Below are 19,326 nucleotides of genomic sequence, written 5' to 3'. Positions count from 1 at the left end.
TTGCGAAATCTCTTCTCGTGCAGAGCCTAGTTGACGCTCACTTTTCAGCCAGAGCGTAAAATCCGGGCGATAATTTCCTTCACCTGCTGGTTTCGCCCCTCTTGCCGTGCAATAACGTCCAGTCCGAGAGCTATACCTTCCTTGCCATTTTTAGTGGCGCAAACGAACGTTTGAGAAAAAAAATGCAGTGCACATTTCCTATTGAAATTTCGAGCAATCAAATCACCAGTCGCCCAACAATAGTCTAAGTTACTACATTTATGGTAGGCGTTAAGTAATGCATTGTATATCTTGCTCTTTTGCTCATCGGTCATGCAGAAAAATTCGGTTCCTGCCTTCAATACGAAGATATCCATTCCTGGTTTGTTAAACAAACGCTCATCGGAAAAGATTGATAGCATAAAATCAACAGATTCGTCGCTGGTTCCGTCGATTTCGAATAACAATTTTTCGTACCTGTCCGCAAGCTGGGCAACTTCTTTTCTAATTTTTTTGCCGTCAGCTTTTTGTAAGGCTGATAACAGTTCGGAAAACATGTTCATAGTCTTGTTTGCCATTTTATGGGTACTTGCAAATTTTTTTTGTATCGTATTTTACCGAGCAGCTTAACTCATGCTCCAGCTCTAATCTACGAAGGTTTTTGTCCTCTTTGTTTATCAGCTTCCTGTGGCCTCGCTTAGTCTGATATAAGCGTTCGCCAGGCCCAATATACTCAGGAAGTTGCATTTTGTCAGTTTCAAGTTCGTGCCATCTTTTTTCCACGGCGGTTTCAGAGGCTGAGTGCAACACCCGACTATTGAGTCAAGGATGGCTCTCATGGTGCTTGGCTATCATTGCCGTCATCATTTCGATAGGGCATTTGTAATCAAAGCGCTGGCGTGGTCGGATGTTCAGCTCGTACGCAATAGCATCCAGTTGCTCTTGGCTATAGCCCGAAAGGTCAGTGCCTTTAGACAGATACTGGCGACTCAGGCCGTTGATGTTCTCATTGCTACCGCGCTGCCACGGGCTACGAGGGTCGCAAAAATAGATCGCCACTCCAGTTCGCTGAGTGATGTATGCAACATACTCATTCGCTCGAGATCCAGGTGATACGAGGGCCGAACAATCGCCGCACCGGGAAATGGCATTCAGAGCAAGGCGATTTGTTCACGGCGGCGCCGGTTGCGAGCGGCTTTGTGGTCATGCCCAAGCGCTGGGTGGTGGAACGGACTCATGCCTGGAATGAGCAAGCCAGGCGGCTGATCATGCACCACGATCGGTTACTGGATGTAAGTGAGGCTTGGGTGTGGCTGGCTGAGCTCGCATGCTCGCTCGTCGACTTACTACTTGATTTTATCTACACCCTCCTAACTATCGCCCCCTCCGTATACTCAATCACATACCAGTTTACCGCAATAAGATAACTGCCAATTTCGTCTGATACAAAGTACTCCATTCCATAGCTGCTTTCCATCAGTCTCGATAAATCTCGCACATCATCAACCACCACAACAATATTTTTATTCCACTTGCTTTGCTCAAAAAACACCCAGCCCGAACCCGGTTTAACAGACAAAAAAATAGAAACTCATTTTCATCAGTAGGTAATTTACTGACGTTCTCGCCAATACTCAAGTGCCCACTTGTCTTCCATGGTCTGTACTTATTCAGCACAAAAGATATATATTTCTCAGTCACATCCTTTTCAGTAGAGCGCGCTTTAACCCCAATTTCAGCAGCGGCGCGCAATAATTCATTAGCATGACATAACATATATTTCCTCGCTGTTAATTCCTTGTTGCTGGAACTTTGTCGACAAAAATATGCCCTCTCGTTCTTGGCTTTTTTGGAGTTTGGTAGCCAATATGTGGAGCATATGGACCTTCACCCAGTGATCCATTAGATTTCACATTGTTCCATGCCGGGATATCCATATTGACATTCGCTCCACCACGAGCTTCCCATTCTACTGGTATAAACTTCCCGTTCAGATCCTTACCCCATTTAGTCACAACAAATTGACTTCGAGGAACGCCTGTTTTTTTGAAGGCCTCGTCCAGCCCATCACGATAAGTTCTAGTCGCGCCTCTTAGATCACTATCTTTTCCTGGGTCAAGCCTCCAGGTATTACCTGTCAAGTCAGAGGAAGAGCCACACATTAAATTACATATTGTATCGCTGGACAAGCCATATGGATCAACCCATGCGATCGGGCTAATAGCATATTCAAATAGATTCAATCCACCGGAATAGCCTATAGGATCTTGGCATATATAGCGACCAGCCCTCGGATCGTAACATCGGTAGCGATTGTAATGCAGCCCTGTCTCATGATCGTGGTACTGCCCTTGGAAGCGAATCGGGTTACCCAGTCCATGCTGCCTGGCCCACTCCGAACGCTCCTCCCGCACCTCGCCCCACGCCTTGTACTGCCACGCCCACGCAATGTTGCCGTGCGGATCGGTCAGCTCCATCGGCGTGCCGAGGTGGTCACAGTGGTACCAGGCAATCGCATCGAACGCCTGCGGCGGCATCGTCGTTTGCCACAACGGATCCTGATCGAAGTCGTATTCCCGCTGACGCCAATCCGGCTGCCTGTGCAGCACGATCGGGCGCTTGCGCAGGGCCTGGGCCACCGGCACGAAACTGCCCGGTTCATACAGGTAGTGCACCGTGCGCCCGGTATCGCCATCGTCCCTTTGTGGTGAGCTTTCCCAGGCCAGGGTGTCGCCGTCCCAACCGTACAGGGTGAAACTACAGTTCAGTTTACGCTGGCGCTTGGCCCGTTGCATTTCGTTCCGGCCGGTGCCGGCTTCTGTATAGTGCGCCACCGAATGCTTTTGCAAGCCTCGGTCCGGGGGGCGTAGCTATACGAATACTGCTCGAAGACGAGTCAATGCTAATCACAGTCTTTTCTTGGCTGCCCGAGCTACTGAGTCGCTTCTATCAAAAGCCAATATTTCCAAAATATCTCGGGGAACCCTAGCATTGCAAGCGATACAGTGCCTCACTGAGGCAACAGGATCTTCTGCAAGCGCCTCAAATGTTTTTCTAGTAATACGCCGTTTCATGGCGACATCAAATCTCACATCTGGATCGGCGCTCGCCGCCAAAGATTCCAACACTACACTGGAAATAGTATGGTTGTTCAATACTTCAACCTCTAGGCTCTGTACGAAAAGCCTTGAAATTCGGTGATGCTGCGTTGAAAACAGCCTCGGAGTGCTCATTTACAACCCGTAAACTCCGCTTCCTCGGCTGTTTTCGCCTTGGCTGACCTTCGTCTCAAGACTTTTCATACAGACCCTAGATCTGGATATTTCTCTACCACCTCTAGCCAAACAGCATCGTCTGCCTCCTTTTTTACACGTTCGCGCTCTTCGCCTTGGGCGGAATCGAATATGCATTTAAACTCGTCCGCGGCCCTAATCAATGGATTACCCCTTACATTTCATGTTCTTCATGAGCATCACGCTTCCAGTTTTCCCCTTATGCTTGTCCATGAAATCACCGGACTGTTTATTTGCAAACATGGATTCGTGCCAGTAATAATCACTATCTTTTATCCAGGCATGGCGATTCCCATTGGCGATCGCCGCAAGCGGCGTCAAGTTAACGCCGTACCTGAAAAGTATTGAAATAAGTTCTCGCGCATTCTCTTTTGAGAGTTTTCGCCTGTCTATTTTTATACTCAGCCCTTTCCCGGTTCCGCGGATATCGACTATGGCTGGATTAGAGGTGATACCTTCAAAAAAGCGAACTTCGTCCAAGTTGGAGAAAAAACTTGGGAGCTTTATTAATATGTTCATTTATCTTCGTCTCCCATCTGGATAGACATTCTCGTATTCGCCTTTAGGTTTTTGTACATCCCAGTGTGGCCCACCATGAGCCTTTGATCCAGGACCCTCAGGACCTGTAGGAACCCAAACGTTATCATATTTGTCGAGCCATCCTGATCCACGCCCATCATCAAGTTTTGCCCAAGTCTCTCCAAACTTGCATTCACAAAAGCCTTCTGCCTTTCCAGGCTTTCCCGGGGATTTCGAACCATGGGGATCATGGGCATCCTCAGGTGGGCGGCGAACTTTATACTTATTGTTTGCTAACCCTAATGGGTCAACCCAGAGGACCGGATTGGCCGTATACGCAAATAAGTTAATTCCGCCTCTGTAGCTTATTGGGTCTTTGCTAATAAATCGCCCTGCTTTAGGAGCATAGTATCTATGTCGATTGTAATGCAGCCCCGTCTCATGATCGTGATACTGCCCTTGGAAGCGAATCGGGTTACTCATCCCGACCTGCTTGGCCCACTCCGAACGCTCCTCCCGCACCTCACCCCACGCCTTGTACTGCCCCGCCCACGCAACGTTGCCGTGCGGATCGGTCAGCTCCATCGGCGTGCCGAGGTGATCGCAGTGGTACCAGGCAATCGCATCGAACGCCTGCGGCGGCATCGTCGTTTGCCACAACGGATCCTGTTCGAAGTCGTACTCCCGCTGACGCCAATCCGGCTGCCTGTGGAGCACGATCGGGCGCTTGCGCAGGGCCTGGGCCACCGGCACGAAGCTGCCCGGTTCATACAGATAATGCACGGTACGCCCGGTATCGCCATCGTCCCTTGGCGGTGAGCTTTCCCAGGCCAGGGTGTCGCCGTCCCAGCCGAACAGGGTGAATCCGCAACCCAGTTCACGTTGGCGCTTGGCCCGCTGCATCTGGTTCCAGCCGGTACCCGCTTCCGGCCTATCCCAGTAATGTGCGACCGAGTTCTTGTACAGACGTCGACCCAAGGCGTCGTAGGCGAAGTCGACCTTGAGCTTGTCGTCGCTGTAGCTGGCCAACCGGTCGAACAGGTCCCAGGTGAAGTGGGCGTGCGCGCCGTTTTGTAAGCGGTGCACCAAGTTGCCGCGTTCGTCGTACTTGTAGTGGGTGCCGGCGTACTCGCGCAGCAGGTTGTCCATCAGCTTGTTGCGACGTGGGTCGGCTTCCAGTGGGCGGTTCAGCTCCTGGGTCTTCTGGTCCAACAGGTTGCCGGCGGGGTCGAAGGCGAAGGTTTCGATGCCCAGGCGGCTGGTGGCTTTGAGCAGGCGCCCGACGGGGTCGTACTGGTACTCCAGCGGCCCACGACGGGTGTCGTGGATGTTGGTGAGCTGGCCGGCGGCGTCGTAGCGGTACTGGCGCTTGAGCAGCGTGGATTGGCTGTCGTGGCTGCCGAGCCACTGCTCCTGCAAACGCCCGACCGGGTCCCAGGCTTGGGTCTGCATCAGCTGGTTGCCCTGGTGCCGAACCACTTCGCGGTGCAGGTCGTCGCGCTCGTAGGCGAGCATTTCGTGGTGGTCGAGGGTCATGCCCAGCAGGTGGCCGCTGCCGTAGGTGAGCCAGCTGACTTTGTGGCCGTCCGGGCGGAGGGTCGAGATGCGCTGGTTGAGGGCGTCGTAGGTGTGCTGCCAGACCGCAACCATCGGCGCACCCGTCATCAGGTAGTGCTGGTGCTCGCGGGTCAGGTTGCCGGCTGCGTCATGGAACCACTGCAGTTTGCTGACGGCGTTGATGGCCTGGATCAGCTTGCCGTTGCCGTCGTAGGCGAAGGTTTCGGTCTGGCTCTGATCGCCCAGGCGTGCGGTGCGTTCGACCAGCCGGTTCATGCGGTCGAAGCGCAGGTCGAGGCGGCGTTGGCCGACCTGGGTGGAGGCCAGGTGACCGGAATACGGGTCGTATTGGTAGCGGGTCACCAGACCATCGAATCCAGTTTCCTGGAGCAAACGACCTACTGGATCGTAGAAGAACGTCGCCTTGCTTTCGTTTTCGTTCTCCAGGCCGATCAGGCGTCCGAGCTTGTCCCAGCGGTAGCGCAGGGTGTGCTCGTTGGCGTCGATGCGCTCAGCCAGCAGGCCGGCGGCGGTGTAGGACCAGGTGGTGCAACGATCAAGGCCATCGGAGTGAGCCAGCAAGCGACCTTCGGCGTCGTAGTCGAAACGCTCTTCGGTCTTGTCAGGGTGGGAGACCTTGGCCAACTGACCGGTCTTGTACTCATAGGCGGTTTTGTTGCCTAGTGCATCGGCGAACTCGATCAACTGGCCGAAGGCGTTGTAGGCCCAAACACTGGTCTTGCCTGAGCAGTCGGTGTACGCCAGCAATTGCCCGGCGTCGTTGTAGGCGAGTGTCTTTTCGTTGCCGTTGGCGTCCTTGATCGCCTTGACCAAGCCCGCCGGGGTATAGGCAAACTCGGTCTTGTTGCCCAGCGGATCGGTGGTCTCGACCAGATTGCCGCGCGCGTCGTAATCGCGCAGCCACAGCCCGCCCTCGGCATCGCGAATCTTGATCAGTTGGTCGTGGTCGTCGTAGGCATAGTGCTCGACGCTGTGATCGGGGCGGATGTGCTGCAGCAGATTGCTGCGCTCATCGTAGGCGTAACGGTCCTGGCTGCCGTCGGCATGGACGTGGCGGATGACGTTCTTGCGTGCGTCGCGGAACAGCCATTCGGAGTTGCCGTCCGGGTGCTTGATCCGGTAGGTGTAGCCTTGGGCATCGTAGTAATGCCAGGTTTCCTGACCCTGGGCGTCGGTGACGTAGGTCAGGCGGATGCGCGTGTCCCATGCCAGGCGGGTTTCGAAGCTGCCATCGTCGGCCCACTCGCGAATGGCCTTGGCATGGGGGCCGCTGCCGTCCCACTCCAGGTTGAAGCCGCGCGCGGTGCGATCGGTGTAACGGGTGATCAGGTGATGGCGGTAGCGGTAGTGCCAGGCGGCGCCGTTTTCATCCTGGGCGCCGATCAGGTCGCCCTGGCCATCGTAGTGATACCCGCACAGCTGACGCAGCGGCTTGCCGTCGACCACCTGCCACAAGCCTTGAATGTGGCCGTGATCGTCGAGCAGGGTGCCCAGTTGCAGGTGGACCTTGTTTGGGTCGTTGTCGAAATAGGTGTTGATGTCCGACAGCACCGGCTGGTCGTGGTGACGATGCTCGTAATGCAGCATCGCCCCCGCGCCACTGCGCAGCTGGATATGGGTCAGGTAGAAGCGGTCACCGTGACGGGCATAGGTTTCCCGGCGGCCCAGGCCGCGCAGCAGCACCAGTTGCTGTTCACCGGTGCGCACCCAGGTGAAGTACTCGACTGCGTCATACTGCGGCTTGCCCTTTTTCGGCAGCGCGAAGGCATGGCTGCGCCCGTCCATGTCGTGGAACAGCAGGCCTTTGTCGACCACGTCGATGCAGGTGGTGAACTCGGTGATCCAGCGGGCGCCGAGGATGCCGTGGTCCAGCTTGTCGAGGCGCGAGTTGTAGGTGCGAGTCCACGTGACCGGGAACGGGCCGGACAGGCTGAAGTCGGTGTGGTGCAACGACTCGCTGCCCACGGCGAAGTTGATGCGGTTGCAGGTGCTGGTGCAGACGACGTTCTTCTTGTCGTTGGCGGCACCCTTGGCCGGGCCCTGGTTGGCCGTGGCTTCGAGCAGGCCATCACCTTTCTGATGCCTGGCTTGTGAGGTGCTGCCTTCCTTGACGTTGCCGGCCACTGCCTTGGGGTTGCGCGCGTGCCAGATCGTGCTGCTCTTGTGCAGGATCAGGCGCATGCTGGCGATGGAGTTGGGGTTGGCCAGACTGGTGAGGTTGAGCATCTGCTTGCTCATCTGCGCGCCCAGGCTGCGGAACTGCGCGGTGTAGCCGAGCACTGCCTGCTGCACACGGGTGGGCACGACATTACCCATGACCATGTTGGCCGCGCCCTTGCTCATTGCCGAGTAGGCATTGCTCAGGGCTCCGAAGGCGTTTTCGAGGGAGACCTGCGGGTCTGACGTCATGGTCTCGCTGACTTTCTGCAACTGCGTGGCAGCCGTTTTCAAGTCGCCCTGGCTGTCGAGCTTGCCAAGGATGATCGCGTCAATGGCATCAGCGGTGTTGTTGACCAGCTTCTCACCGGTCTTGGCCGCTTCGGTCATCACCTCGGTGAGGTGGGCTTCGGCATCGCCCAGGAACGTGTCCAGCTCGCCAATGATCGTGGCGTTGAGGTGGCCGACCAGAATCTCGATCAGCGAGTCGCCGAGCACCTGCTTGGCTTCCTGGCGGGCAAGCACCAGCATCGGCCGCAGGCTTTTGCGGGCATAGGCCATGGTGGGTGGCGCTGGCACCACGCCGATCAGGTTGATGCCCAGGCTGAGCCAGTCCCATGGGTCCGGTTGGTCGGCAGTCGCCAGGTTGACGATGTCGCCCACGGCATCGACCAGGGCCATGATGTTGCCAATGACCGGCAACATCTCGGCGGCGTCCTTGAGCCGTTCGAGGTTGACGTAGCCATGGCTGATGTCGCGTAGCCAGGCGTCGAACACGGCGGCACCACGGCTGACGTCCTCGACGCCGATCTGGTCCAGGGGAACGACCGCTGCCTGGGCCGGGCGTTGTTTTTCGGGGATATCGGTCATGAAATCAGTTCACCAGGCAGAAGGTCGGTAACGGCGCTCGGGCTCAGGGCCTTGAACTCGGGCAGTGCTGGAAGAGAGGGCCGGTTGGCGAGCGCGCCTTGCACCTGTTGCGTGCTTTGCAGAGCGTCCTGGCCGCTCTTGAGCAGGCTCATGCCGCTGCTGGTCAGTTGCTTGGCCTTGGCAAACAGCCCGCCCTCGCCATCCGCGGCCAAGGGCACGCTGTCTGCTAGGTATTCCACGAGGGTTGGCATGCTGGGCGCGTCCGGCAGCTGCAGCGGCCAGTTGATCACGCCGACATAGCTGGAGGGGGTCCAGGGTGCGTTGGTGTCGTCGCCGAACTTGACCCAGGCCGGCCCCGGCGCGGCGCCGGACACGGCGTTGAAACCCTGCCCGTCGAGGCTGCCCTTGAACACCTTGCCCAGGGCATCGGTGACTTCGTAATCCCCGGCCTTGATGCCTTTGGCATTGGCGTACAGGTTGAACAGCTCCAGTGCGCCCTTGCCTGGCTTCGGTGGTTCGGGGAAGGTGCCGGCCATGCTCGCCGCGCCAATGTGGGCGAACTGCGCCGCGTGGGCGGTGTAGTTGCCGCTGGTGACGTGGGTGATGCCACTGGCGTTGTAGGTCGTTGCGCTGCCGCCGCCTTGCACCACCAGCTCGGTCTTGGCCTTGAGGATGATGCGGTCGGCATTGGCGGTGATATCCAGCTTGGCCAGCAGGTTGATGCTGTCCTTAAGGGCTCGCATGTCGATATCGCCGGAGGCGCTGACCACCTTCCAGCCCAGGCTCTGCACGAACAGGCGCATGCCCTGGCTGGCACTGGCCAGCAGGCGTTTGCCGATCGACAGGCTGGTATGCCCGGTGCTGCTCAGGGCCAGGTGGCTGCCGCTGGTGATGTGGTTCGGGCCGGGGGTGGTCAGGGCGATGCCAGCAGGGCTGGCGAGCACCAGGTGCGGCTGGGTGAATTCGGCGAACTCGTTCTTGCTGAGGTCGCCGGGGCCGCTGCCGAGAATGCCCTGATGCTGCTCGTGCAGTCGCTTGGCCACCTCGTCCTGATCGCCTGGCTCCTGTGCCTGCATCTGCTTGGCCAGTTCAGCCAGGCTGTCCTGCTGCTCGCTGGCGGTGGCCAGGCGCTCGGCCGTCTCGGGCAGGTCCTTGTGGTGCCTGGCTTCGTTCGGCCGGGGCTCGGTGGTGATCAGCAGGCCACCAGCGGCGCGCACGGCGCCGTGGCGGTCGGTGCGCAACTCGAAGCCTTCACCGCGCGGGGCGCCGCCGCTCGGCCGGGGGTGGGTCAGGTAGCCGAGGTTCAGCGCACTGGCGCCGTGGTCGCTGCGCAGGGCGATGCTGATTTCACCGGTGGTGTCGTCGATGCGCAGTTCGTTGCCGCGGCTGCCCTTGTATTCCTTGCTCTTGATCGTGGCCAGGGTCTTGAGGTCGGGCAGCTTGTAGTGCGGCATGTTCACGCCGTGGTACAGGCAGCCGGTCACCAGCGGCTGGTCGGGGTCGCCTTCAAGGAAGCTGACCAGCACTTCCATGCCCACGCGGGGCAACTGCAGGCCGGCGATGCCCTGGCCGGCCCAGCCGGAGGCGACGCGCAGCCACACGCTGGACTTGTCGTCGGCCTGGCCTTCGCGGTCCCAGAAGAACTGCACCTTGATGCGGCCGTATTCGTCGCAGTAGATCTCTTCGCCGGCCGGGCCGCTGACCACGGCGCGCTGGTCGCCCAGCACCCGGGGCTTGGGGTGGCGCAGCGGCGGGCGGTACGGGGCGTCCCACGGCGTGGCGGTGAAGGTGTTGCGGTAACCCTGCTGGAAACCGTCGTGCTTCGCGTCGATGTCGCTGGTGATGACTTCTTCCAGCACCTGCGGCTGGCGGCCTTGGTGGTGCACGGCGAGCAGCAGCCAGAGGTCGTTCCAGGCCGCGTTGGGGTGGCTGGCCAGGGCCAGGAAGTGCCCGCTGGCCAGCAGCGGTTGGTCACTGCGGCCCTCGGCCTGGCGGAAGTCGCTGCGGTGGCGCTCCAGGGCGCGGGTGGCCAGGTGCTTGCCACGGGCGCGGTCGAGGAAGCGGCCGGGGTAGTCGTAGTCTTCAAGGTCCGGCTCGGCGTGGCTGACGGCCTCGCCTTCGAGCTGGATCAGCGGCTTCTTGAAGTCGTAGTCGCGGCGCGTGACGCTGCTGGTGCGGGTTTCCAGGCGCAGGGCGAAGCCCTTGATCATCGGCGTGTCGGCGACCAGCCCGGCGTCGTGCTGGAAGCTGACCGGGGCCAGTTTGGGAAACACCGTCTGGTCGTCGCCGAACACCAGCAGGTGGCCGTCGGCGCGGTGACGAAAGTGATAGTGGATGCCTTCTTCTTCGCACAAGCGCTGGATGAAGTGCAGGTTGGACTCGTCGTACTGCACGCAGTATTCGCGTTGCGGGTACTGCGCGCCCAACTGGAACTGGTAGGCATTGGCGAGGATGCCATGCTCCTCCAGGACCAGGGCGATGATCTGCGGCACGGTCTTGTGCTGGAACATGCGCTGGTTGATGCGGTGGTCCAGGTACGCCAGCTGCGGGCGCAGGGTGACCTGGTAGCGGGTCAGGCGCTTGCCCGACTCGCCCTGGGCGGCGCGATAGATCAGGCCGTGCAGGCCACGGCCGGCATCGTCGAGCTGGAGGAAGGCGGGTTTGTGCAGCAGGCGTTCCAGGTCCAGCGAAGGGCGTTCGCTGACCAGCTCGAGGTCAATGGCATAGGCGTGGCTGATGGCTTCCGTGCCGTTGAAGGCGAGGACCTGGAAATCGTGCTCCAGGCCGTCGATGTGCAAGCTGAAATGGGTCTGGTTCGCGGCGGCAAACATCCCTGTCCTCCTTTAGGAAAACGTAGTGAAAACGACCGCAGCCCGCCGCGCGAACGCGGCAGGCAGCGGTGTGATCCAGGTTTAGCCTGCGACCGGAACGCGCCAGTCGTCGGAACCGGAAGTCCCGGAGACCTCGTGGGTCCAGGTGATCTTGCGGTAGGTGAAGTACACGTCTTCCAGGTGGGTGAAGTGGGCGTTGGCCGGGTCCTGGCAGTTGTGCATGTAGTCCTTCATGTCGACGATGATCGCGTCTTCCAGGACGGTGGTGTAGTAGTGCTCCTGGGTGCCGGCGGCCGAGGTGCGGTACCACTTGATCTCGACCTTGGTCATGCGCTCACCGGAGGTCAGGGCCGCCAGCAGCAGTGGCGAGGCCTTGTCGAAGACCTTGGTGATCTTCACCGGTTTGTGCACGCGCTGGCCGGTCGGTTGGCCGGACTGCGGATCACGGGGGATGATCACCTGGTGGTCGAAGCCCTGGACCATCACCTGGTCTTCGTGGCCTTCCTGGTAGGTGTTGCCCACCGAATCGGCGGTGAACGCGCCAGCGGTGATCAGGCCTTGTTTTTCGCCGGTGACGGACATGTACGCGGGTGTTGCCATGGTGCTGCTCTCCTTGCTGTGGATAAGTCGATATCGACTGGGAAATTTCCGCTTTCCCATGTCTGGTTAATACAGAAAACGTGCCAATTCCAGGCGAGTCCTTATATATCGCGGGCTCTAAAGGTTAAGTCGTTTCAATGAGGGGCTTTTGTGCAACGAAATACCAGAAAAGTGCGCAACTTCTTGCGCAGTGGTGTGCAAAAAGTTGCGCAGTTGCCTGTACGCCATATTTCTTAAGGCCTACAGGAATGTATGCACAGGCTTATTCACATTTGAGTGCGCAACTTCTTGCGCAGTTGACTGCTAAGTCGAGTTGGCCGTGTCGGGCGCAATATCTGAAGCCGTTGTGATGGATTAGAACGTTACGGGAAAACGCTTCCTGGGTATGTAGGACGCAGGGCGACACGAGGTGTAGGAAGGGGATGACATCGGGCGGGGTGGGTAAACGGATTGTTTACCCATGCAGGGCAAGCGCTGAATCAGAATCCGATGTAGGCGTAATAGTCCGATGTTTCAGCGGTGGTTTGCAGACCCAGGTCGCCTAGGCTGACCGCCAGTTCGGCATCAGGTACATGGAGGGTCCAGGCGGTCTGCACAGCAGGAAATTCCTGTCGAAGGGCTGTGGCGAAGGCGTCCATGTTCGGCAAGTAAGCCGTGAAACCACGGCCCTTGAGTGCACTGGTGGTGATGCCCAGCGCCTGGCACAGGGCAACCTTGGCGGCGATGTCGTCGCGGTCGGCCTGGCGTGAAGCCTCCACCAGTGCCACCAGTTGCGGGTCGACCGGTAGCGTGCCATGAATCAGCGTGGGCCCCTGTTCCCATGCTTCGGGCGGACAGTCCTTGCTTTCGGGGCGCAGGGGGATGTGCGGGTTGATCTCCACCGGGTAAATGCGGCACACCAGCGGGCGTGACTCATAAATGGTACACAGGTCGTTATCGTCCAGATTCCGGCAACGGCCTGGGTTGAACGCCGCGAAGGTCACCGATACCCGTGCCTCGCCGCTGCCGCAGGGCACCGCCAGGGAGCGGCGCATTACGTGCTCGCGCTGCTCGATGGGCATGCCAGGGCCGTCGGCCACGAAGCCTTCGATCAAGATGATGACCTGGCCGCCGGACGCTGCCCACTGGCGGGTTTCATCCAGTGTCAGGGGGACATGGTGGCCGGTGCAGCACTTGCCACAGCCAGTACAGGCAAAACGTAGACGGTCGTTCACTGAGCTCCCGGGCTCCATTCGCTGACGAAGGCTCGTTGATGCTGGCGGTCGTACAGGCACAACTCGGTGCCTGTGCGTTGCTGCATGTGTTTCTGCGGATAGACACCTTCGATCAGCAGGGCGCTGAAACCGACCTGATCATCGAACTCCGCAGGCTTGCCGCGGGCGTGGGCATCCTTGAACTGGCTGGCGGCCAGACAAGCCTTGAGCATCTGCTGGCGCTGTTCGTTCCAGGCCTGGCTGCTGGAGGCCTGGGCTGCACCGCTGAACAGGGTGCAGGAGATAAGGAGCGAGCTGAAAAACTTCATACGCAATACCGGCAAGAAACATCCGAGGGGCGTGATTATGCCTTACACGTCCCCGGCGGCAAGCCGGGGAGATTGTCGCTGAATATATCAGTGCTCGGTGTGCGCCACCGCCCGCGCCGCCACCACCAGACAATCGGTAAGCTCTGGCGAGGAGAACTTGGTGAGGATGGCATTGGCTCCGGCCAGCCTGGCCTTTTCACTGCTCATGGCACTGTCCAGCGAGGTGTGCAGGAGGATGTACAGGTGCTGGAAGTCCGGGGTTTCGCGCAGGGTCCGGGTAAAGGCGTAGCCGTCCATCTCGGACATCTCGATGTCGGAGACGATGATGTTGATTTCCTGGGCGGTGCCTTGCAGTTCCAGCAGGACATTGATGGCGTCCTTGGCGCTGCGGGCCGTGTGGCACTCGATGCCGAGGTTGCGCAGGGTATGCACCGATTGCTGCAGCGCTACCTGGCTGTCGTCCACCACTAGGATATTGGCCGCGGCCAGCAGACTGGCATCTTGCTCGCTCACCTCGCCCGGGTGTGCCTCAGGTTCGGGCGGGGCGATGCCGTGGATGACTTTCTCGATGTCCAACACCTGTACCAACGTGTTGTCGACCCGGGTCACGCCGGTGATGAACGAGCGATTGCCCGAGCCATAGGGCGGCGGCTTGATATCGGTGCTCAGGCAATGAACGATGCGGCTGACCGCCTGTACATGAAGGCCCTGGCGCGAGCGGCTGATCTCGGTGACGATCAGGCAGCCGCCGTCCGGGTCGGCCAACGGCCGCTCGCCGATGGCACGGGACAGGTCGATCACCGACAGCGAGTTGCCGCGCAGGGTGGCCACACCTTTGACGTGGGGGTGCGATTCAGGCAACCGAGTCAGGGGCGGGCAGGGGATGATTTCGCTGACCTTGAGCAGGTTGATTGCCATCAGCTTGCCGCTGCGCAGGGTGAACAGCAGCAGGGACAACGCGTCCGCGCGGGCGTTTTGCGTGGCCATGGTGACCTTCGTTCAGAGAGGGGATGCCGGGTTATCGGCGTGTTATCGCCTGGCTTTAGGTTGGGGGAGGGTGGGGGGGTACAATTCTGGATTTTCTGCGGTGAATCGAGCGCGGACCGCGCGGCGCTCGATCTCACACCTTCCAAAAAAACATCGACAGACCTTAACGCTCCCGCAACGCCTCACGCGCCCTGTTCAGTGGCTTGATCAGGTAATCGAGGATGGTCTTCTCGCCCGTACGGATATCCACCGTGGCGATCATCCCCGGCACGATCGCGAAGCGCTTGCCGGCCTTGTTCTGCAGGCTGTCCTGTTCGGTGCGGATGAACACTCGGTAGTAGTAGATCTCCGGTTTCACTTCATCCTGCAAGGTGTCGGGCGAAATCCCCACCACCTTGCCGTCCAGGCCGCCGTACACCGAGTAATCGTAGGCACTGATCTTGACCTTGGCGGCCTGCTCGGGGTGGATGAATGCGATGTCCCTGGGGGCGATGCGGGTTTCGATCAGCAGCCGCTCGTCCATCGGCACGATCTTCATCACTTGGCCGCCCGGCTGTACCACGCCCCCCAAGGTGTTGACCTCGATGTCCTTGACGATGCCCCGCACTGGGGAACGCAAGGTCAGGCGCGTCAGCGAGTCGCTGCGCCCACGGATCACCTCGGCCAGGCTGTCGGCCTCGGCGCTGGCCTTGGCCAGCTCCTCACGGGCGCGTACCAGGTAGTCGGAGCGTGCTTCGTTGGCCTTGAGTTCCAGTTCCGAGCGTTGACGGTTCAGGCGGATCACTTCGACCCGGCTCGAAGCGCCCATCTTCGCCAGGTTCTCGGTGATCTGCAGTTCGCTGCGTACCAGCCGCAAAGAGTCCTCGATGCCGGCCAGGGTCTGCTCCAGGCCCTGGCGGCGGGTTTGGTACAGCGCGGTCTCGGCGTCGATCAGGTCGGGGGACGCTCGCAGGCTGTCGGGAAAGGCTAGCGGCTTGCCGGTCACCTCGGCTCGCAAGCGGGCGACGCTGGCGGTGGCCGCGCGGTACTTGGCCTCGCTTTCGCCCACGCTGGAGGCGGTCTTGGTCGGGTCCAACTGGGCAAGCACCTGGCCGCGCTCGACCAGGTCGCCCTCGGCCACATTCATGGTGGTGACGATGCCCCCTTCGAAGGACTGGATCACCTGCTCCCGTGAGCTGGGAATCACCTTGCCAGTGCCGGTGGACACTTCCACCACCTCGAACCACGCCGCCCACCCCAGAAAGCCCGCCAGCATCAGCGCGCACAGGGTGATCAGGCGACCGGCGCGCAGCACGGCGCGGTCGTCCTCGCCATCCAGGTAGGACGAGGGAAGTTCATGGCTGCTCATGCCTGGCCTCCTTTGAGCTTGGCCAGGGCGGCGTCGCGGTTGTCGTCGATGACGATGCGACCGCCGTCGAGCACGATGATCCGATCGACCCGCTGCAGCACGTTCAGGCGGTGGGTGGCGATCACCAGGGTACGGCCCTGGCAGAAGCGGTCGAGGCTATCGAGCAGGTGGCGTTCGCTGATGTCGTCCAGTGAGGCGGTGGGTTCGTCGAGCAGCAGCACCTGTGGCTGGCGTACCAGCAGACGAGACAGCACCAGGGCCTGGCGCTGGCCACCGGACAGCCCTTGGCCGCCCTCAAGGATCAAATGGTCCATGCCCTTGGGCAGTCGGCGGACGAAGTCCAGCGCGCCGGTGGCGGACAGCGCGGCCACCAGTTCCTGGTCACTGGCTTGTCCCGCGCCCAGGGTGAGGTTTTCCCGCAGGGTGCCATGAAATAGCCGCGAGTACTGGGGCAGCAAGCCTACGTCGCGGCGCAGGTCGGCTGGGTCCAGGTGGGCCAGAGCAATACCGTCGAGGTTGAGCTCGCCTTGCATCAGGTCCATGGCGCCGCCCAAGGCCTGGAGCAAGGTGGATTTCCCTGAACCGTTGCGCCCCAGCAGGGCGATGCGTTCGCCGGGCTGGATGTCCAGCTGGCCGATGGTCAGCGCCGGTGCCGCCTCGGGGCTGTAGCGGAAGATCGCCTGGCGCACCCGGTATTCCCCACGCAGGGCCGGCAGGTGGACGCGTGCCTCGCCTTCGGCATGGTCCACCGGCGACTGCATGAGATTGTCCAGGCCCTTGAGGGCCACCTTGGCCTGCTGCCAGCGGGTCAATACATGGGTCAACTGGGCCAGTGGCGCCATCATGCGCGATGACAGCATCGAAGCCGCCACCAGGCTACCAGTAGTAAGGTCGCCCGCGATCACCATGGGGGCGCCGATGACGATGACCACGGCGAACACTGCACCCTGGACATTCTGGGTCCAGGTCACCAGGCCGTTGGTCAAGGTGCGCAGGCGCAGGTTGCTGTGGGCACAAGCGGTGTTGTACTGGTTCCACTGGCGTTCGAAGCGCGCCTCTGCCTGCAGGGCCTTGATCTCGTCCAGGCCCTGGATGCTTTCCACCAGCATGGCGTTGCGCAGCGCCGACTCGCGCATCGAGGCATTGGCCAATGCGGCCAGGCGCCGCTGCGCCAGCAGGCCAGGCAGCAGCATGGCCAGCAGCGCGACGAGGGGAATCAGCACCAGGACCCCGCCGATCAGCCAGAACACCAACAGGAACAGCAGGAAGAAGGGCAGGTCGGCCAGCACCGAGGCGGTGCTGGAGGTGATCAGGTCGCGAATCTGCTCGAGCTCGCGCAACTGCGAGATGAACGAGCCGGTGGACTTGGGCCGCGCCGAGTTGCGCAGGCGCAGGGCATGGCCATAAACCAGGTCGCTGACCCGCAGGTCGGCGCGCTTGCCCAGCAGGTCGGTCACCTTGAGCCTGAGCAAGCGCATGCTCAGGTCGAACACCAGCGCCAGCACCACCCCCGCGAACAGCACGTACAGCGTCGGCAATGACTCGGCAGGGATCACCCGGTCGTACACCTGCATGGAAAACAATACGCCAGCCAAGGCCAGCACGTTGGCTACCAATGAGGCGACCATGACCTGGCCATAGGGGCGCAGGTCGCGCAGCACGATGCGGGCGAACCAGTGGCGGTCGTAAGGCGCGGTGTAGTCGTCGGTGCGAACGTCGCGCAGGGGGCGAGCGGGGCGGAGCAATGCGACACGGGATATCCGCCCGTCCAGCGTGCCCTGCGATACCCGCGAGGCCAGGCCCTGGTCGCCGGCGAAGACCACCGCCAGTTCGTCGTCCTGGGTCACCGACTCGACCACGGCCAGCTGGCCGTCGTCCAGCTCCAGCACCAAGGGCGTGCGCCATTGCCGTAGGCCTTTGCCATCGAAATGGGTGAAGCGCAGGGTAAGCCCCGCCTGGCGGGCCATGTGACGTAGGATTTCGTCCAGCGGCCGGGCATCTTCCACAGCGGCCAGGTGTATGCGCTGGGGTGAGACATCAAGACGGTAGTGGTGCGCCACCTGCAGCATGGCTTCGAGCCACGGCCCCAGGTCCGGATGCCCGGTCTGGACGGTGGCCTGCGCGGGCTGGGCAAGGTTGATGGTTTCATTCATGGCTCGATCTGCACCCCTTGCAGGTTGCGCCCTTCCAGCCCGAAGGCTGTGCGCAGGGCGCCACTGTTGTACAGGCAATCAACATCCAGGCGCAGCAGGTCGGCGCGTGTGCCAGCGAGGTCGAAGCGTGACTGGTAGATCTCCTGCTCGGCATTGAGCAGGTCGAGCAAGGGCCGTGTACCCAGGTCCAGGTACTGGCGACCGTACAGCTCGCGGGCTTCCTGAATGCTGGTCTGGCGTGCTTCGAGCGAGCTGAGTCGCCGCCCCAATCCAGAGGTCTGCGCCTTGGCTTCGGCCAGCCCGCGACGGGCCTGCAGGCGGGCAGCATCTTCCGCCGAATCGGCCGCAGTCAGGGCATGGCCGGCAGCTCGGGTGCGGGCGCTGATGGCCCCGCCCTGGTAGATCGGCACCTCAAGGTTCAGGTAGATCCCGGCCTGCGTGCGGTCGAGGCGGGAGTTGTCGCGGTCGTACTCATTGTCCAGGTAATGGTTGACCTGCGGTTGCAGCGACAGGGTCGGATAGGCCTCGGCCTTGGCTTGCGCCAGCTCGGCCTGGGACTGCGCGCGCAGGGCTAGCGCCATGAGCACGGCGGGCAGGCGGTCGTCGCCCTGCTCTGGCCGTTTGCAGGCCTGGTTCAGTTCGGCCGGAGGCGCTTCGGCAAGCGCCGGCGGGGACATGCGCCCGAGCAGCGCGGCAAGTGTCGAGCGCCAGCGTTGGTATTGCGACTGGTACTCCTCCAAGGTCGCGCGTGCTCCTTCTTCCCGGGACTCGGCCTGAACCACGTCGGACCGGGTGCTCGCGCCCATGTCGCTGCGTTGGCGTGCCAGGCCGACAATGGCGCCGATGCCACGGATCTGATCGCGGGCAATGGCCATCAACTGCTCGTAGCGACGGGTTTCGATCCAGGCGTAGGCGGTGTCGCGGGCCAGTTCGTCCACCACCAGCAAGATATTGGCTTGTGCCCGTGCTGCCGCGGCTTTTGCCGCGTTCACTGCACTGTCGACCTTGCCGAAGTCGTAGAGCATCTGTTTCAGCGACAGGTTCAGCGCCTGGCTGCCCCGGTCGTTGCCATACCCGGTGTCATACCCTGCGCGTATACCCCCGGTGACCTGCGGGTAGTAACCGGCGCGGGCCACGTTGATGCCTTCGCCTTGCTTGTACAGGTTACCGACGGCCTCGGCGATGCTCGGGTGCCACTGCGCCGCGAGCACCACGGCTTCGGCCATGCCCAGGCGGTCGCCGTCGGCTTCGGCCTGCCCGGAAGGCGGGCGAGCAGGTATGGCTTCGGGGGCGTCGCGCAGACGCGACGGCCCGATGCTGCGCAGCTGCGGGTCGATATCGTCGGCCGACCAGGCTGCTGGAGTGATACACAGGGCCAGGAGCCCAAAGGCGCCTGTTAACAGCGGTGACAGCGTACTGCTTCGCTTCACATCATTCCCTTACTGCTGGTCATCCTTGGCGCCGGGCGGTAACCCGGCGGTTTGCTGCA

At 60.8% G+C, this 19,326-nt stretch carries 12 protein-coding genes and 4 pseudogenes; 1 reads left to right on the top strand and 15 read right to left on the bottom strand.

Annotated elements, in window-relative coordinates:
• Positions 1 to 44 precede the first annotated feature (44 nt).
• Together IF103_RS20030 and IF103_RS20025 are read right to left on the bottom strand one after the other, a co-directional pair.
• Complete coding sequence (locus tag IF103_RS20030; protein WP_158664897.1) at positions 45 to 536, bottom strand: hypothetical protein; 492 nt, start codon at positions 534 to 536, stop codon at positions 45 to 47.
• Between the two features lie 257 nt (positions 537 to 793).
• A pseudogene (locus IF103_RS20025) lies at positions 794 to 1,062 on the bottom strand (IS30 family transposase); the annotation flags it as partial.
• Between the two features lie 8 nt (positions 1,063 to 1,070).
• On the opposite strand from IF103_RS20025, the pseudogene IF103_RS20020 reads away from it, so the two are divergent.
• Positions 1,071 to 1,333: pseudogene (locus IF103_RS20020) on the top strand (IS5/IS1182 family transposase); the annotation flags it as partial.
• Between the two features lie 436 nt (positions 1,334 to 1,769).
• Here IF103_RS20020 and IF103_RS24975 read toward each other — a convergent pair.
• The 13 genes and pseudogenes from IF103_RS24975 to IF103_RS19965 all read right to left on the bottom strand — a co-directional run.
• Positions 1,770 to 2,042, bottom strand: a pseudogene (locus IF103_RS24975) (polymorphic toxin type 47 domain-containing protein); the annotation flags it as partial.
• 111 nt (positions 2,043 to 2,153) lie between these two features.
• Positions 2,154 to 2,834 (bottom strand): annotated as a pseudogene (locus IF103_RS24970) (RHS repeat-associated core domain-containing protein); the annotation flags it as partial.
• Between the two features lie 51 nt (positions 2,835 to 2,885).
• Positions 2,886 to 3,134: a hypothetical protein gene (locus IF103_RS24825; protein WP_158664899.1), complete on the bottom strand. Its 249-nt coding sequence runs from the start codon at positions 3,132 to 3,134 to the stop codon at positions 2,886 to 2,888.
• Positions 3,135 to 3,419: 285 nt separating this feature from the next.
• A complete protein-coding gene (locus IF103_RS20010) occupies positions 3,420 to 3,791 on the bottom strand; it encodes a hypothetical protein (RefSeq protein WP_104883331.1) in 372 nt (123 codons plus the stop codon).
• On the bottom strand, positions 3,792 to 8,396 hold the full coding sequence (locus tag IF103_RS20005) for an RHS repeat-associated core domain-containing protein (RefSeq protein WP_202675614.1): 4,605 nt from the start codon (positions 8,394 to 8,396) through the stop codon (positions 3,792 to 3,794).
• Entirely contained in the window at positions 8,393 to 11,227 is a 2,835-nt protein-coding gene (locus IF103_RS20000; protein WP_202675613.1) for a type VI secretion system Vgr family protein, read from the bottom strand. The genes IF103_RS20005 and IF103_RS20000 overlap by 4 nt, the downstream gene beginning before the upstream one ends.
• An 81-nt stretch (positions 11,228 to 11,308) precedes the next feature.
• Positions 11,309 to 11,827, bottom strand: coding sequence for an Hcp family type VI secretion system effector (locus IF103_RS19995; RefSeq protein ID WP_023381485.1), 519 nt, complete (start codon positions 11,825 to 11,827; stop codon positions 11,309 to 11,311).
• Positions 11,828 to 12,306: 479 nt separating this feature from the next.
• Positions 12,307 to 13,041: a YkgJ family cysteine cluster protein gene (locus tag IF103_RS19990; protein ID WP_104883334.1), complete on the bottom strand. Its 735-nt coding sequence runs from the start codon at positions 13,039 to 13,041 to the stop codon at positions 12,307 to 12,309.
• On the bottom strand, positions 13,038 to 13,349 hold the full coding sequence (locus IF103_RS19985; RefSeq protein WP_023382268.1) for a hypothetical protein: 312 nt from the start codon (positions 13,347 to 13,349) through the stop codon (positions 13,038 to 13,040). Before IF103_RS19985 ends, IF103_RS19990 begins: the two co-directional genes overlap by 4 nt.
• Before the next feature lie 87 nt (positions 13,350 to 13,436).
• Complete coding sequence (locus tag IF103_RS19980; RefSeq protein ID WP_023382267.1) at positions 13,437 to 14,336, bottom strand: chemotaxis protein; 900 nt, start codon at positions 14,334 to 14,336, stop codon at positions 13,437 to 13,439.
• A gap of 163 nt (positions 14,337 to 14,499) precedes the next feature.
• Entirely contained in the window at positions 14,500 to 15,684 is a 1,185-nt protein-coding gene (locus IF103_RS19975; RefSeq protein WP_023382266.1) for an HlyD family type I secretion periplasmic adaptor subunit, read from the bottom strand.
• On the bottom strand, positions 15,681 to 17,837 hold the full coding sequence (locus IF103_RS19970) for a type I secretion system permease/ATPase (protein ID WP_202675612.1): 2,157 nt from the start codon (positions 17,835 to 17,837) through the stop codon (positions 15,681 to 15,683). The genes IF103_RS19975 and IF103_RS19970 overlap by 4 nt, the downstream gene beginning before the upstream one ends.
• Entirely contained in the window at positions 17,834 to 19,267 is a 1,434-nt protein-coding gene (locus tag IF103_RS19965) for a TolC family outer membrane protein (RefSeq protein ID WP_202675611.1), read from the bottom strand. The genes IF103_RS19970 and IF103_RS19965 overlap by 4 nt, the downstream gene beginning before the upstream one ends.
• Between the last annotated feature and the right edge of the window lie 59 nt (positions 19,268 to 19,326).

The organism is Pseudomonas sp. SK2 (assembly GCF_016772395.1).
Classification (GTDB): Bacteria; Pseudomonadota; Gammaproteobacteria; order Pseudomonadales; family Pseudomonadaceae; genus Aquipseudomonas; species Aquipseudomonas taiwanensis.
The sequence above is the reverse complement of the archived record's forward strand: the minus strand, read 5'-3'. Positions and strand labels throughout refer to the sequence as shown.

Excerpts from the sequence above, each read along its gene's own strand:
- IF103_RS19975 (WP_023382266.1), bottom strand. The coding sequence starts at position 15,684 with ATGAGCAGCCATGAACTTCCCTCGTCCTACCTGGATGGCGAGGACGAC.
- IF103_RS20000 (WP_202675613.1), bottom strand. The coding sequence starts at position 11,227 with ATGTTTGCCGCCGCGAACCAGACCCATTTCAGCTTGCACATCGACGGC.
- IF103_RS19980 (WP_023382267.1), bottom strand. The coding sequence starts at position 14,336 with ATGGCCACGCAAAACGCCCGCGCGGACGCGTTGTCCCTGCTGCTGTTC.
- IF103_RS19970 (WP_202675612.1), bottom strand. The coding sequence starts at position 17,837 with ATGAATGAAACCATCAACCTTGCCCAGCCCGCGCAGGCCACCGTCCAG.
- IF103_RS20010 (WP_104883331.1), bottom strand. The coding sequence starts at position 3,791 with ATGAACATATTAATAAAGCTCCCAAGTTTTTTCTCCAACTTGGACGAA.
- IF103_RS19995 (WP_023381485.1), bottom strand. The coding sequence starts at position 11,827 with ATGGCAACACCCGCGTACATGTCCGTCACCGGCGAAAAACAAGGCCTG.
- IF103_RS19985 (WP_023382268.1), bottom strand. The coding sequence starts at position 13,349 with ATGAAGTTTTTCAGCTCGCTCCTTATCTCCTGCACCCTGTTCAGCGGT.
- IF103_RS20005 (WP_202675614.1), bottom strand. The coding sequence starts at position 8,396 with ATGACCGATATCCCCGAAAAACAACGCCCGGCCCAGGCAGCGGTCGTT.
- IF103_RS20030 (WP_158664897.1), bottom strand. The coding sequence starts at position 536 with ATGTTTTCCGAACTGTTATCAGCCTTACAAAAAGCTGACGGCAAAAAA.